This window comes from Candidatus Pelagibacter sp. HIMB1746 (assembly GCF_052047555.1).
Taxonomy (GTDB): domain Bacteria; phylum Pseudomonadota; class Alphaproteobacteria; order Pelagibacterales; family Pelagibacteraceae; genus Pelagibacter.
Genome location: NZ_JBNAJZ010000002.1, coordinates 57,287 through 73,324, shown reverse-complemented (window position 1 = coordinate 73,324; position 16,038 = coordinate 57,287). Strand labels below are relative to the sequence as shown.

The 16,038-nt window shown below is 32.0% G+C and carries 7 protein-coding genes; 2 read left to right on the top strand and 5 right to left on the bottom strand.

Going from position 1 to position 16,038, the window contains the following annotated elements:
• The gene (locus ACTTBM_RS03040; RefSeq protein WP_440634664.1) at positions 1 to 3,693 is read left to right on the top strand and encodes a PilW family protein; all 3,693 of its coding nucleotides are present in this window, start codon (positions 1 to 3) and stop codon (positions 3,691 to 3,693) included.
• Positions 3,694 to 3,699: 6 nt separating this feature from the next.
• On the top strand, positions 3,700 to 9,396 hold the full coding sequence (locus ACTTBM_RS03035; protein ID WP_440634663.1) for a LamG-like jellyroll fold domain-containing protein: 5,697 nt from the start codon (positions 3,700 to 3,702) through the stop codon (positions 9,394 to 9,396).
• A gap of 1 nt (position 9,397) precedes the next feature.
• Here the strand turns inward: ACTTBM_RS03035 and ACTTBM_RS03030 are convergent, their stop codons facing one another.
• The 5 genes from ACTTBM_RS03030 to ACTTBM_RS03010 are packed head-to-tail and all read right to left on the bottom strand — an operon-like array spanning position 9,398 to position 16,012.
• The gene (locus tag ACTTBM_RS03030) at positions 9,398 to 10,873 is read right to left on the bottom strand and encodes a FecR family protein (RefSeq protein WP_440634662.1); all 1,476 of its coding nucleotides are present in this window, start codon (positions 10,871 to 10,873) and stop codon (positions 9,398 to 9,400) included.
• Entirely contained in the window at positions 10,870 to 12,486 is a 1,617-nt protein-coding gene (locus ACTTBM_RS03025) for a hypothetical protein (RefSeq protein WP_440634661.1), read from the bottom strand. The genes ACTTBM_RS03030 and ACTTBM_RS03025 overlap by 4 nt, the downstream gene beginning before the upstream one ends.
• 8 nt (positions 12,487 to 12,494) lie before the next feature.
• Entirely contained in the window at positions 12,495 to 14,441 is a 1,947-nt protein-coding gene (locus ACTTBM_RS03020) for a CHASE2 domain-containing protein (protein WP_440634660.1), read from the bottom strand.
• A gap of 54 nt (positions 14,442 to 14,495) precedes the next feature.
• The gene (locus ACTTBM_RS03015) at positions 14,496 to 15,047 is read right to left on the bottom strand and encodes an invasion associated locus B family protein (protein WP_262589719.1); all 552 of its coding nucleotides are present in this window, start codon (positions 15,045 to 15,047) and stop codon (positions 14,496 to 14,498) included.
• A gap of 17 nt (positions 15,048 to 15,064) precedes the next feature.
• Positions 15,065 to 16,012 (bottom strand): LysR family transcriptional regulator, encoded by a 948-nt coding sequence (locus tag ACTTBM_RS03010; RefSeq protein ID WP_440634659.1) that lies wholly within the window; start codon positions 16,010 to 16,012, stop codon positions 15,065 to 15,067.
• Between the last annotated feature and the right edge of the window lie 26 nt (positions 16,013 to 16,038).

Here is a 16,038-nt window from a genome sequence, read left to right as displayed (position 1 = left end):
ATGAATTTAAAAAAATTTATTACTCAAAAAGGATTGTCTCTTACTGAAGCATTAGTAGCAGTAGTTGTGTCAACAATCGTTATGGGGGCAACTTACACAATTTATAATAATTTTCAGGGTACATTTGTCAGACAAATTAACCATAATAATATGAAACAAGAGGCTAGATTTGCACTGCATACTTTACAATATGATAGTAAAATGGCTGGCTACAAACATCCAGATAGTACACTTGGCGAGGTTCAAGAACCAGTTAAAGTGTTAAATGATGATGCTGATGAAACCGAAGTAGCTGATGATACAGAGTATGGAGAAAAGGTTTTATTTTGTTTTGATACACAAGATAATGACGGCACTATCCGAAGAAAATTAATTAAATATGAATTACAAATACCTTACTCGCCAGAAACTGAAAAGACAGTACTAAAGAAGAAAATTTGGAACACTAATAATTGTGACGAGAGCGACTCTAATACTGTAGTTGATGTTGACTGGATGCCTGTTGCTCAATTTTTTGATGAATTTAAAATAAGACTTAGAAGTAAACACATTGACTTTGAGGTACAATTAGAATCTGTCGATGAAAAAGTATCCGAAACTTATACCGCCTCAGCTTATATGAGAAATCTCAATTTTGGAGGATCTACATTTTATGTTTATGATGAGGAGGATTTGCATGAAAATAGGACACCTGTAATACAATTTACAGGTAGTTTAAAAGCTCAATGCGCAAATAATTTAACTAGAGACATTCAGTTATCTAATTTTGTAACTAATGATGATGTAATAATTTTACATCAAGGTGAAAAAGTCGGAACATCTGCATTAAATAGAACTTATGATGATATTATTTTTAGATCTGAAAAACCACCAGAGGTAACAGGTATTCCAGACATTACTCATAGTGAAATGAGGTTAAAGTTGGTAACAGTTAGCGCTGACACAACTATTCCACCAGGTTTATCAGTAACTTCTGGTTATGATGATCTTGATAATGATAATGTGGCAGATGATGGTGAATGGAATGGAACTCTTACAATTTCAGGAGATTTAACAAAAACTGATACAGGTTACTCTTTTAATTCTGATGGTTATCAAGACTTTAATATAAGAGTAAAAGCTGATCTAGATACGAATTGTGATGGTGAAGGTTGGGTAGATCAAAATGAAGCTTATAAAGACTACACCATAAGAGTTATGAAATTCGAAGCTCCACAATTTTCAGATATTAATCTTCATACCTGGGAACCCAAAGGGTTTACTTATGGTAAAGATAACTATGAGAGCAGAGGTTCTTCAAGTTATAACGGAGGACCAAATTATGATTTAACCGATGATGGAAGATCTTTTTATATACAACAAAATTTAGCATCTCCTTCATTTTTAGTATCAACTGATCAATACGATTCTTTTGTTTTGAAAGGAATGATCTGTTCAGGCGGTTACCCAGATTGCAATCCACAAATGAACGCTTGGATGGATGATGACATGTTAGGTTTTGCAGCTGGATATCAAAGACCTAGTGTAGTCCAAAAAAAATGGCCTGATGGAAAAATAAGAGCGTGTGCTGGAATTGATTATGAAAGATTAGGAGGAGGTAGTGATTTTGATACAAAATTAAAAAACTCCCTTAGAGGAATTGATAAGGCTGAATGGGATAGTTTATCCGCTTCAGAGAAAAATAGTTGGTGGGGAGAACCAGCAGATATGACTTATGATATGTATTTGTGGTCATGGTGGGGAGCCAGAGGCAATCAATCAGCAATACATTTACATCATTTTAAAGGTTATGAATTTAGCCATACAAAAAATTGTGGAAAATCAGAAGGGTCATATCTTTCACATGCAAATATGAGTCATTTAACAGGCTGGTCAACTCCAAGCAGCTCTCAACAAATGAATTATAATACCTTGGGTTATGATAGATTATTTGCAAGATTTGATAATACTAGACCAACAAATACTGGTTTTAGAAATTGTAGTAGCCGTGGAAGATCATTTTCTAGAATAAGTTACAACCCCGGAGCTACACATAGATGGAACTGCAGTTGGGGAAGAAACACAGGTGTAAAAAACACAATCACCATGACTTTTCATCCAAATAAATTTAGAGCAAATATTGAAAATAAACCACATCTATCCAATACATTAAGCCAAAGATTTACTGCTTTTGATTATCGTTTCGATACAAGTGGAACCTTGCATGATCATACTTCATCTACATTTCCATTTTCAGAAGCTGATACAGCAACAGAAGTTACTCTTCCTGGGAGAAGCCAAGATAGAGATGATTTAAAAAAAGCAAATTTTAAAAGATTTCAAAGAGGATCAGTTGCAATCGTCTCTTTTTCACAACCTGACAATAGATATTCAAATATACAGATTGCAAGACTGCCAAGATATGTTCCTACAAAAACTGCAGCTAACAAACCAATGCCTAAAGCACAGAATTTATACTATTACATGGATGAAGATTACAAAACTATAAACAGAGTATATGGATTATTAAGTAAATCTTATGATCCGCAGGGAGAACACTTGGAGGTGTTAGTAGACGCTAATTCAGATACAAATAGTTGTGCACAAATTGGCACCGTAGCTGGTGATTTAGCTGAGTCAGCTACTTATAAAACTCAAAACGTTGATGGTTCTGATAGGACAATGGATTGTCGGTTAAGTGGAACATGGAGAGCAGTGACTGCAGTTTGGGCAAACAATAGCGAACTACCAAATATTGGTGAGATGTACGACACCAGAAATAAAGCAAGCTACAGCGGTGCAAGAGCAATAGTTTCTACAACTGCTTCAGGAGGAAAAATGCATGTTTATGCAGATGGTTCTTTTAAGTATGACACATTGCCAACTGGATTTGATGACGGTGAAGCTCATGAAGACTCTTTTTATTACGCTGTCCAAACTGAGGACACATCGAACACTAGAATTTCTGATATTAAAAAAGTTTATATTGGTTTTAATATAGGTAATACAACGCCATCTGGGGTATCTTTTAAAGAGGAAGATGGAACCGTTATCACAGACAAGACAAACTTTGATATGCCAGAAGACTCAAATAAAGATTTAGTCATTGGTCAAATTTATGTAACCACAACAGGAGACGATGCGCAAGAGCCAGATGAACATGATTTTGTAAGATTTAATCTTGGTGAATTACCAAATGATGACACAGATAAAGACGTGGATCATGGAACAAGATTTAGAATAGATCAAAAAGATGATAAATTTTATTTAGTTTTAAATGATGACTCTGATATTAGATGGGCAAATTTACCAACTAATAAAAAATATTTTGCAGTTAGAATTATTGCAACTGACCTACGAGGAAATCAGCTTGCAACTACAGAAAAAGTTTATGTTGATAGAGTAGATTGCTCTGAAACTGCAATGGAAAATATTTCTGTTTACAAAACAAAGGCTGCTATGACAATAGAGGGATACATCTATGGAAAAGAAGGTGAAAAAGTTTTTAGAAGACAAACTGTTCCTTTTACAAGCAATTTAGATGAAGCAGTTATTACTTTTGATTTTCCAGAAAGATCTGTTCAACCATCTGTTAAAATTGCAGAAAAAACAGTAACTGTGGATGGAGAAGATGTTACAATCGGAATGCTTTCAAACAGATGTAAAACTTCTCACAATTATATTGATAGACAACAGTTATGGAGTGACTCTTAATAAATTATGAACTTAAAAAATCATAAAGAAAAAGGATTTGTTTTAGTTTTTGTTATCGCTGTTGTTTCTGCTCTATCAATAATGACGGGAGCAATGTTTTTCTATTATGACAACGATTTAAAAAGTGTTTCAAGAAACTCAGTTATGCAGCAGGTAAATTTAGCTGCTGAAACTGGTTTGCAAGAAGGTCAAAAATGGATTTCAGATCAATTAAACTCTAATAGTTTTTCTTTGGTTGATATTCAAAACGACTTTCATATAGAAGACTCTGATAATAAATGTTTAAACAGACATGGTTTTACAAACTCTGATGAAAATGTTTATTTTGCTAAAAGAATTGAGGCAGATCTAGGATCTGATGAAGCAAAATTTCAAGATATGTCTTATGAGGTTTTTGTTCAGAGACATTCTGATGCGATAAGATCAATTTACTTTTCAGCAGAGGGATCAACAGGTGGAAGTGATCAAGACACAACTTACACAGATAGATCTTTTGCATTAGTTGAGAATTTTAAAGATTTTCCAACAAGTCAATTTACCATTGAGATGTGGATTAAAAATACTCAATCAACAAGCACTTACGAAATGCATGCTTTTGAATTTGGAAGACCAGAAGATGTAACTTTTAAAGTTAAAAATGATAAATGGTCACCGAGGATAGCGGAGGATACTATTGCTGCAAGTGAAACAGCGACAGTAGGTAGTCCATCTAATACAAAAGATAAGTGGGTTCATATTGCTTGGGTCTGGGAGGGAGGGACTTCTGGAACTGATACAGATAACGTTAAAATATATCAAAATGGTGTGATGAGTGCTTCAGATGAATACGATTTTGATTTAGATGCAGTTAGTGGGTCAAACTATACAAACCAAGCTGAGACTTTACCAGTAGGTGATTTTTGGCCTTTAGCTATAGGTGAAGGTTTAGCAGGTTTTTCACCATCAAACTATCAAACTGGCGATGTGAAAATTCAAAGTTTGCCTTGGAAAGGAAACATAGCTGAATTAAGGATATGGAATATTGCTCGTTCTGCAACAGATATATCAAACAACTATAGAAAAAGATTATCAGGATCTGAACCTGGTCTAGTTTCTTATTACAAATTTAATGAAGGATCTGGAAATATAGCTAAAGACTCTAACACATCTAGAGGTGCAGATAGAAAAAATGATGCCACAATTTATGGAATAGGAAATAAAGGAACTTTATGGAAAACTGAATTTGTAGATTATGAAGTAACTTCTGAAACAGATACAGCACCAACACTTAACGTTCCACCTGCAGAAGATCTGGTATACTATAAAATCTTATCTTGTGGAAAAGGTCCTCAAAATCAAATAGTGCCATTAGAATTAATTGTTAGTGCTCCTCTTCAAAAAGGAGATTTGGGAGATGGAAAAATTGCTTTAACTTCAGAAGATTTAAACGACCTTACTGGTCAAGAAGGAACACCACTGATAACACCCTTAAGCACGTATGTTGGTCAATTAGGTACAGACGGAGATATTAATATTCAAACTAAAGATAATACTAATACTAATTTCTATGTTTACAAAAGAGCAATGGAGCAATGTAACAACACAACTACTTTTACAGATTTTTCAGCCTCATCTTCATACAATGAGGGTGATTGCGCAGAGTATGAGGACAAGCTGTATTATCTTGAAAAAGATGATGGCAAGTCAGCAAATGCAGATTTTGACGAAGATGTGTGGTCTGAGGTATTAGGAAGTGATTGTGATGGAGTTCAATTTAAATCTTCATCAGGTGATAATAGTTATGGCCATTATTACAAATATTTCTCCACAGCTCCAAACGTAACATCAGATCTTGGATACAACGGTGACTCAGTAGATTGGTGGGAAGCAAAAAGAAGAGCAGAACAATCTACTTGTGGGGGAATGCGTGGATATTTAGTTTCAATTGAAACTGCTGCTGAAAATGAGTTTATTAAAGATGCTGTAATGTGCGATAGTAGTACAGAGACAGGTTGCACAGGTGTTACTCCATTCCATGTTGCTGCTGGTGAGACGAGAGCAAACTATTATGGAACAAGATTAGATGCTGCAAGTGATCAGCATTATATATGGCTATCCAATTCAGACTGGAGAAATCCTACTTCAAATGCCACTAATATGCAGTCCGAGTCCGGCCCTTTGATGGGAATGAGTGTTTCTTACACTAATTGGCAAAGTGGCGAACCTAACAATTCAGCAGAACCTTATGCTGATATGGAAATAAATAGATCAAGTAGGACTGACGGTGGTTGGAATGATTTAAGAAGAATTCCTGGTTGTAGTTCTGGAGGTCTAGATTGTATTACTGGGTATATTGTTGAGTACGGAGGATTTGATCACTTTAGTCTTGAGCATGATATTAATCAGGATGGTGATACAGATGATACGGATGAAGTTGATTACAGTGACCATAATTTTTGTGTTGCAAGAGCAACAATTGAAGCCGACAAATATGTAACTCCAGTCGATGGTAATACGGATGGTGATTTAAATGATGTAGATGCTGATACAAATCCTGATATATTAGAGGATTATCTAAAACTTGATACAACAGCTGAAGATTATCCTTCAGCTATCACAGGAGACACTTCTTCTTCGGCAGTAGATCATAATACATCTGATGACTATCCAGGTTGGAATGCTTACACAGGTGTTTTAACAATGGTGCATTCTGGAAAACCTGCTAATTGGAGTGCTGCAACCACTTATTCAGCTGATGCTTTTGTATGGTTTAATAATCGAGTTTGGAAAAATACTTCTGGAGGATCAATTGCAGGTGGAGCATCTCTAGATATTTCTCAAACTCCAACAATTTACAACCCTCAAGTATGGACGATGTATGAAGGCGATGAGTCTGATGCACCATGTGCAGATGTAAGTGTTTGGACCCAAGCATTTGAATCTGTAAAATATTTTAACTCAAAAGAAGTTGATGCAGAAGATGGTGAAAATCCATTTGCAAACGAGGGAACCGATGGAACAGATGGAACCGATGGTGGAACAGACGATGTATCCACACCTTCTTTGGGAGAAAGAACAATTTTATTTTCCTTAGGTCCTCTTCATGTTGAAGAGCATAGAGACGGTTACAATCATTTTTACGAATTTTATGAATTTCCAAGAAGAGCATCTGGAAATTCAAATGATGATATTTTTAACGACAATAATAGAAGAATGGGAGAAGCTTTTTCTCTTTCAAGGCAATTAGATTATTTTGGTAAAAGTGGTTATCTTGCAACAATTACGAGTGAGTCTGAAAATGCAATTATAACAGAGAAAGCAGTTGGAAACGGTTGGATGGGTGGAATAGCACAATCAGATCTTCAAAACTCAAACACAAATTTAAATCAATGTGGAGGATTTAGACAAAGATCTAATAGAGCTCAAATAACAGATGATTTCCGAGCACTAAGAGATTTTGAAAATATTGCTATGTATAGAGGTGGTCAATCTTATGCAGCAAATGTAAGATATCTAAGAAATATCGTAGAAAAATATCAAACTACAACCTCAAGAGCCATTACCTCTATATCAAAGGCAAATCCAGCTGTAATTACAACTAATGGTTCTCATGGTCTAGTTCATGACGATATAATTAAAATTACTGACGACGACACACCTAACCAAATGTCATTGGATGGAATGACAGAACTTGACACTGGTTTTTATAGGGTCAGAGTAGCATCAAATACAACTTTTAGTCTTGTAGATTTAGACACAAGAGAAAACATTAACTCAACATCTTTTTCAAATTATACAGCAAGTTCTGCCAATATTTGGGTTCTAGAAGGTATTCAAAATGAGTTTTATAGAAAAAGCAATACAGCTATTTCAAGCGCAAATAATAATCCTCAATCTCAAACAGGTTTAACTTTATTTTATAAAGATCCAAAAATTGCATTAGCAACTAATGCAGCAATTACAGGAAATAATTCAAAAAGATATTTTAATGATACTTTTAGAAGTATAGATGACACTATTGGAAATGATAGTGATGCAGATCTAGAATGTAACGTATGGAGGTGGACTACTGGACCTGAGGGAACTTTGTGGGATGGAAGAGGATTGGCTTTTGCTCCAACAAGGAAAGCTACAGATACACCTTCTGCAAATAATGGTGACTGGACTAGAAGCAATCCAGCAGGACAACAAATTGGAGAAGTTTTTGATGACGGTATGCCTTTTAGAAACTGGAATGGAACTGGTGAACCGAATAATGTTGCTAATACTGAACATGGTATACATATGTTGGGTACTCATTTTCCAGATAGTGCCGAGTTGACATGGAATGATTTACATAATTGGAATAACGGACCAGACGACTCTTATTCTGATTACTCAATAAGAGGATTGATTATAGAATATGGAGGAATGGAAAATGACGAAGACCCTATTATAAGAATAGCAACAAAAAGAGTAATCAATCTTTATGATAGAAGGGTAAACAAAGCTATAGTAAAAATTAAGAATGGTTCACAAACTGGCGATAAAATTGTAGCAGGTAGTGATGAACTAACAGCTATTGGCATAACTGCTTCTGGTAACGAAACATCAGAGGTAACTTTATCAGGAGACGCTACTTGTCAAAATTATCTAGATTTAGTTAAGTCAATGTACTTTGAGCATAATGCTTCAACTGCAGGTACTAGAGAAATAGAGGTCTTACTTGGTGATGTGCAAAAGCCAACTGGTGCATCACATTATTATCAATTAAAAGATAGTCAATTAAGTTACAATCAAGCAAATTTTCAAGCTAGTTATCAAAACTTATGTGGTATCCAAGGTTATCTTGCAAATGTAACAACAGCTGCAGATCTTGACGCGATAGAAGATTTAGGAGTAACAAACAATAAACAAGCCTGGGTAAATGGAACGGATGAATGTCAAGGAGGATTGTATAGATCTGGATTTTGGAGATACACATCTGGTCCTTGGAAAGATAAAGAGTTTTGGAGATTGAGATTAGATATTGATTTGGATGACGCAGACGACATAAGAGATAATTTAGAAAATCAAGCGAGTTGCGGTGTAACTTCTACCAGGTCTAGTCAGGCTAGTGTTAGAGTAGGACCTTTTACTGCAGCAAACTGGATTAGCTCACATCCAGCAGCGAACACAAATGATTATCTCGCATTTCAACAAACAAGCACAGCGTCTACAACTGGTATTTTAACACGCGACGGTGAAGCCAGCTCTGATGTAGAAGGATTTATAATTAGATATGGAGGAAGTGTTGGAGATTTCACCGGTGCTGACATTGAAGAAGATGGTAATAATATTTCAGTTGTATTAGGACCCATAAGGGCTGAGATATCTTTTTATAACGATGGAAGTGAAAACAGTATTTTTATAAGCGATGAAGATACCGTTAAAATTAATACAACTGGAGACAATGCACTTACATCAGGTTGGTCAAGATCAGCTACATTTATTGGGTCTTCTAATTCTCCTTTAAAAATAACACCTCCAGCAAATACTGTTCCTACTATTGAGGAATGGAGAGATGAGTTAGAAAAAGTATACTATCAAAATACAGACACGAGTGATTTCACTCCAGGTAATAGAAGAATAAAAGTTAAGCTCGTTTATGGAGATACAACTCTAAATCAAGAAGTCGGGATTGTTAAAGCAATTGGTAGCAGAAATGCTGTAACTGTTACACCTATATCTTGGAACAATAGATAGTCTAATTTCTTGATGGCATTACGCCAGTTCTTTGACCATTGATACTGTTAGCATGTGCTCCACCTACATCAACAAATTGAGTAGCAGTAAAACTTAAATTTCCGATTGAACCAATTGGAGAATTTGATGATCCATTCATTTGAACATTACTAAAATTAGTAGCAGCCTCTCCTAGATATAATGAGTCAGCTGGTTGATAATTTGCATAATCATCAGGTATATTTAAATTAACTGAAGCGGTCGCTCCAGTTCCATTATTAATACTAAATTGGTCTAAGTTGACGTTATCCAAACTTGTTGCAGCTGCACCACTAGAATAATCAACTGTAAATGAATGTGAAAAATCAACTGCGTCTTTTCCATCTAAAGAAATTGTTCCAGAATAGGTATTTGAAATTTCTTGTGTTGCAAAATTTACAATTGTTTGGCCACTAAATGTCCCTGATCCTGTGCCAGTTGTTGCAGCCATATTTACATTATTTGCTGTGTAAGTATAAGTACCAGAACTTATGCCTTGAAAATCACCATAAGTTGTTTCACCTAAATTTGTACCACCATAACGTAAAACATAAGCTAGACCGTCTCCACCTTCAGCATTTGCCATTATAATTTGATTTTCTGCTGACTCGTTTTCAAATTCAGCTTGACCTTCTTCACCAATAATATCTACAACATCAACACCTAGTACTTCTGCTATTTGATCAAAAGTTAATCCACCATCACTTAAATTCAAAGCAGTGGTTACTATTTCACCTATTATTTCATTTCCACTTATTTGTTGATCATCAAATAAACCTTCTTTAATTGCACTCTCTACATCTTGAACATCAAGATTTGCTTTAACATCTAAAAAATTTTGGAATTGTTGTAATTGTTCCTGTGTAATTTCAACTGGAGGAGTTGGAATTTGATTTAAAGATAATTGAGTGAATGAAAAAGGTGTATCTAATAATACACTTCCAAGTTCATTTGCAACTTCTACCGCACCTGGTCGTAATCCTAAAGTATTGTCCTCTCCTGGACCAATCAGCAATACTTGTGCATTATCTTCTTCATCTATAATTGTTTGAAACTCTGTACCTCTTGAACCTATTGTTCCTGCTGCAGTCTTAACTTCTAATTTTTCAGGGTTCTTCTGATTAATTAATCCACTTAAAACTTTTACACTACCTTCATTAAGTGTAGCTAAGAAGCTACCATCTAATGTACTTGGATCAAAAACAAATTCATCTATTGTAATTGATGTTTTTTCTCCAATAGTAAGCACAGTTTCATCTAAAAAGATTATTTGAGATTTAGATTTTCCATCAGAAATAATTTCATCTCCAAAGAAAATTTTATCTCCAGCTTTTAAAACTTCTCCTTTTTGATTGGTAATTTTTCCAATCGATAATGTAATTGCACCAACAATTTTTTCATCAGCAACTGAATGACTGATAAAAAATAGGGTTAAAATTAGAGCCAATATTTTCTTCAAAACATCATCCTTTTTGTTAATCCAAATTTAATTATTTCCTTATCATAGTCGTAATTAAGGATATTTGAGCTCGACTCTATATCAGAATAAGAAAGATTGTAAAAAACATTCTTTATATAGTTATTCTTTATCAGATCTTCTAAATTTCCAGATAGGGTAATGCTATTTGTTATAATCTCATCATCTCTGACCGTATCGCTTTTTACAAAAGTGTCAGATTTATCATATTTATTTGAGTTATTTGAATGAGAAATTGTATAATTTAAAAATCCAATTTTTCCTGAATTTGAAATAGTATAAAAGTTATTTTCATATCCATAAGAGTCTAGCTTAGCGTTATACTGATTTATACCTAATTTAAATTTTATATTATTGGTATTGCTCAAAAAATATTCATAACCTGTTGCAATTCCATAATATGTATTATTTTTATTATCTGCAGAACTAAAAGTAGTATCTGTTCTATAATCTGTAATACCCATATTTGAAGATACTAATAGATTTTGGTTTGGTTTAGTTAGGTATCTGTTTTCAAGAGTAACATTGTAAATTACATTTTCAGCATCATTAACAAAATTATTGTTATTCATTGAAAAGAAAGCGGACGTATAATTTTTATTGAATTGTTTATTGTAATTAACAAACAAAGAATCTAGATCATTTTCTTTATTCTTGTCTCTATTTTGTCTTGTTACATTTTTACCTAAACTTAAACTTAAATTTGAAGTATCAGACAGTTTTTTAAAAGCTCCTGTTCTTATAAAGATGTCACTATAAGAATCTTCGTAAATAGTATCAGCAGCGTAATTACTTAAACTATCACTGATATATAATGTTTTTGAATTTGAAACAGTATTAACATTGTTTTCTTCTGCTAGATTAACACCAAAATCTACATATCTAATCCAGTCGTTTTCATCCCTTGGTTTTTCTTGATTTTCTAAAGTTTGAGTTAGTGAGTTAAGTTGCTCTCTGATATCAGCTGTTAATTTTTCACTCTGTTTTATTTCATCAATAATTGCTTTTGTTCTTTCTTTAGAATCTATTTTTAACGATATTGACAACAAATATAATTTTAAATCTAAATTTTCAGAGTATAGATCAGACAGTCTTTCTAAAGTTGCAATAACAGTTTTATAATTTCCTAAACTTTCTTGCTCCTTTGCAAATCTTAAATTTAATTCAAGATCAGTTGGATTATTAAGAATTTCAGAATATTTTATTCCTTTAGAATTATCATTTGATATCTGTAAATTTTCTTTCTCAGATTTATTTTCTGAAACAATTAATTCATTTATTTTACTTACAATATAACTTGGAACATTTTCAAATTCCTTTAACTCATTTAATAACTTTTTTAACTCTGTCTCATTTTGAGTTTTTTCATAAAGATAAAATAGTTTTATTTTGATCTCTAAATTTTCTGGGTAAACTTTCTTTAAAACTTCGAGCGCATAAATTGCTTCGTTAACTTTGTTATCTTTTTCTTGCTCAACAAATAAAAACGCTTGTTCAAGATCTTCTGGTTTATTTAAAACTTCACTTAAAACTAAATTTGCATGAGCCTTAGTGATTGAAATAGATATAAAAAAAAGAAAGATCAGTATTCTCATAACAATTCTTAAAATCCAGAGATGATCAGACAGGTAATGTCGTCTCTTAATGGTTCTTTTCTTTTGGTTAAAATATCGCTTAAATGCTCAATAATTGATACAGGCGACTTAAATTTGTTATTAATAATCTCCTTTTCTACACCTTTTGCCTCTAATTCTTGATTATTCTCTAAATATCCCTCTGTAACACCATCAGTATAAATAACTAAATTTTTATTTACTAAGCTTATCTCATTTGTCTGAAAGAAATCATCGTTATCCATAGCCATAATCCCAAGTGGAGGTAGAGTAGATTTATAATATTCAAAATTAAAATTTTGATCATAAACCATAATTGGTTCATGTCCAAGATTGATGTATTCAATTTTTTTATCTTTAATATTATATTTTCCTACAACTGCAGTTATAAACATTCCTTGATAAGATGAGTCTGCAACTTGATTATTAATGTATCTTGCAATTGTAGATACTTCTTTGTTAAGTTTAGCCATCGATCTAAAAACAGCTGCAGCATTTGCCATTAGTATCCCAGCCTTAACTCCTTTGCCAGAAACATCTGCTAATGTGAAATAAAATTCATCCTCGGATATTTTTATATAATCATAGTAATCACCTGAAACATCTCGCGCAGGAACATTTTTTGCATAAAGAATATTTTTTTGTTCAAATTCTTTTGGAAATAATTTTTTTTGTACTTCACCAGCAATTTCTCGTTCTTTTTTTAAAACTATTTGTTTTTTTTCATTTTCAATAGCTATTTCATTTTCCTGGAGATATCTAAAATACAGAGTAACTAAAAATAGAAATGCAGAGCCTAAAGTAGTGTAAAATATATCTATAAAATAATTAAATTGGTAAAAGACTAAGCTAGAAGTTATTAGAAATACACATAAACCTACAAAAAAAACTATACTTAGTTTTGGATTAACTTTTTTTGGTATTATTAATACTAAGATTAAAGAAATTAATAATATAATTATTTCAATAATATCTGTTTTTAAGTTTTTAATTATAAAGTCATTATTTATAATATTTTCAATTGCATGAGCATGTGTTTCAACTCCAGGGATAACTTTTCCACTAGGTATTTTAACAAAATCAAATAAACCTTGTGCTGAGCTTCCAATTAAAATTATTTTATCTTTAATTATATTTTTACTAATTTTGTCATTTAAAATATCAACAGCTGAAATGTATTTATCTTTACCAAATTTTTTATAGTTGATATGAACTATTGCGTTTGGATCTGTATTAAAGCTATAGTTTTTGGTTCTAATTGTTTTTATTCCACTTTCTGATGATTGAATTAAAATACTTTTATTATTATGTAACAACCTCAATGTCTCTAAACTTAGTGATGGCCAGATATCACCATCAATTTTAAGTAAAATTGGTAATGATCGCAAGACACCATCCTGATTATCAAGATATGAAATGTTACCTATACCTTTTGCTGCATTATTTATAACTTCAAGTGAAGTGATTTTATTTTTAAAATTATATAAGTAGTTTTCTGCATCACCTCCTCTTGATATAAAGTTTGTTTTTGGTTTAGAATTATTCATTTTATCAAAAACAGAAATGTCTCCTAAAACTGGCAGTATTACATTTGAATTTTGAATTGCAGTAATTAGCGATTGGTCAGAGTCTAATACTCCTTCATTAGAAATATTAAGTTCTCCTAATATTTTGCTAGGATTTTGTTTGTCTTCTTCACTAAAAAAAATATCGAAAGAAATTACTGATGCTTCCAAATTCTCTAATTTCTCAACAAGGTTGGCAAAAACGTCTCTTCTCCAGGGAAATTGGCCTATTTCACCTATACTTTTCTCGTCAATATCAACGATTAAAACATCATTAAACTCGCTATTTTCCTCAAAAATAGACTGGTAAATATCATATGAGATATTCTCTATTCGTTTAACAAAATTACTATCCTGGATTTTAATTAGCACTAACAGCGCTAGAAAAATAAGCCCAAGGTATTTTTTTAAATTTTTCACAAATTTTTAATTTTTTTGTTTTTCAAATTCAGTAAGTGCATCTTCAAAACCTTGTAATGAAGATTTAATTAAAAATGGCTTTTCTCTAAATCCATCAACTAAAATTTCAAAGTAGATTGATTTTTTCATTGCTTCTTTAATTTGTTTAAAAAGACTCTCTATCGCAGGATCGGTAGTATCATTTGAAATTGATATTATACATCCAACAACTTCACATTTTATGAAAGGTAAATTAACTGCAGTCCCTTTATGAAAATTTATTGATGCAGGTCTTTGAACATTAACACCTAGAGGAGTAATTATATTGATTAATTCTTTTAACTCATTTTTATTATTTAAAAATTCAGAATACACTACTGTAAATTGTAGATTTAAATTTTTAACTTGTAAAAATTGTACAATTTCACATTTTTGTTTCTTGTTTTCAGTAACACATCGCAAAGTCCAATCTCTAAACTGTTTTGTAGTAACAGTTGGAACTTTTTCTTCACTTTGTTCTGCATGAGTAAAATTTAAATTAAATACAAATATAAATATAAAAGTTAGTAATAATCTCATATTTTAATCTCCAGTCGTTATAACCATAAAGCATTCTTTAAAGCTTCATTGGTTGTATTAATATTCTTATTATTATTTTTATTTTGAATAAACAAAATATCTCTACCCATTAGAGGTTTATTAATTCTAGTGAATAAAAGTTTATGATCAATTGCTACACTTTCAGGAATTATTGCAACTCCTAAACCACTTTTAATACATGAGGCTGCTGTTGTATCACTATCAGTAAAAACAACATCTCTATCACTATTTTCTTGCTTTCTTTTTTTAATATTTTTTTGGATTTCTTTAAAGTCTGGGAAGCAACCTTTATTCTTTAAATAATCATAGTAAAAAAATTCACAAGTATTTCTAAAGATATAATTTTTTTCTTTTCGAACCATATCTATACTTACTTCTTTGATATCTTGAAATTGGTGTCCTTTATAAAAGGCAACACAAAACGGATCTTCATATAAATTTATTGTATCAATATTATCATTTGAAAATTTGACACAACTTATCGCAAAATCAATTTTATTTTTTTCAACCAGATTAATCATTTCAAAACTATCACTCTCAATGACTTTTATTCTTACTTTAGGATTATTTTTTTTAATTAACCAAAGTATATTTTGTTTATGGGAATAGGTAAGGGTGCTTGGAATACCAAAAGTAATTTGATCATTATTTATACTTTTATCATCAAATTCTATAGATTTTATATTTTCTATAACTTTATCATTGAACGCTAAAATTGATTTTGCATTCATGTAAAAAATTTCACCTTCTTTAGTTAGAGTGACTCCTTTTTTTGTTCTGATAAATAATTTTTTACTCAAACTGTTTTCAATAATTTGTACGGATCTTGTAATTGAAGGTTGAGCAACATTTAAACTCGAACTTGCAGATAAAATACTTCCTGTATCAGCCACAGTTATAAAATACTTTAAAAACTTAGGGTTTAAGAACTCTTGATTACTCATAATCGTATTTATAGAATTTTTATATA

Bases quoted from the DNA above. Each gene is read 5' to 3' on its own strand.
- ACTTBM_RS03040 (WP_440634664.1), top strand. From the start codon at position 1: ATGAATTTAAAAAAATTTATTACTCAAAAAGGATTGTCTCTTACTGAA.
- ACTTBM_RS03035 (WP_440634663.1), top strand. From the start codon at position 3,700: ATGAACTTAAAAAATCATAAAGAAAAAGGATTTGTTTTAGTTTTTGTT.
- ACTTBM_RS03025 (WP_440634661.1), bottom strand. From the start codon at position 12,486: ATGAGAATACTGATCTTTCTTTTTTTTATATCTATTTCAATCACTAAG.
- ACTTBM_RS03015 (WP_262589719.1), bottom strand. From the start codon at position 15,047: ATGAGATTATTACTAACTTTTATATTTATATTTGTATTTAATTTAAAT.
- ACTTBM_RS03010 (WP_440634659.1), bottom strand. From the start codon at position 16,012: ATGAGTAATCAAGAGTTCTTAAACCCTAAGTTTTTAAAGTATTTTATA.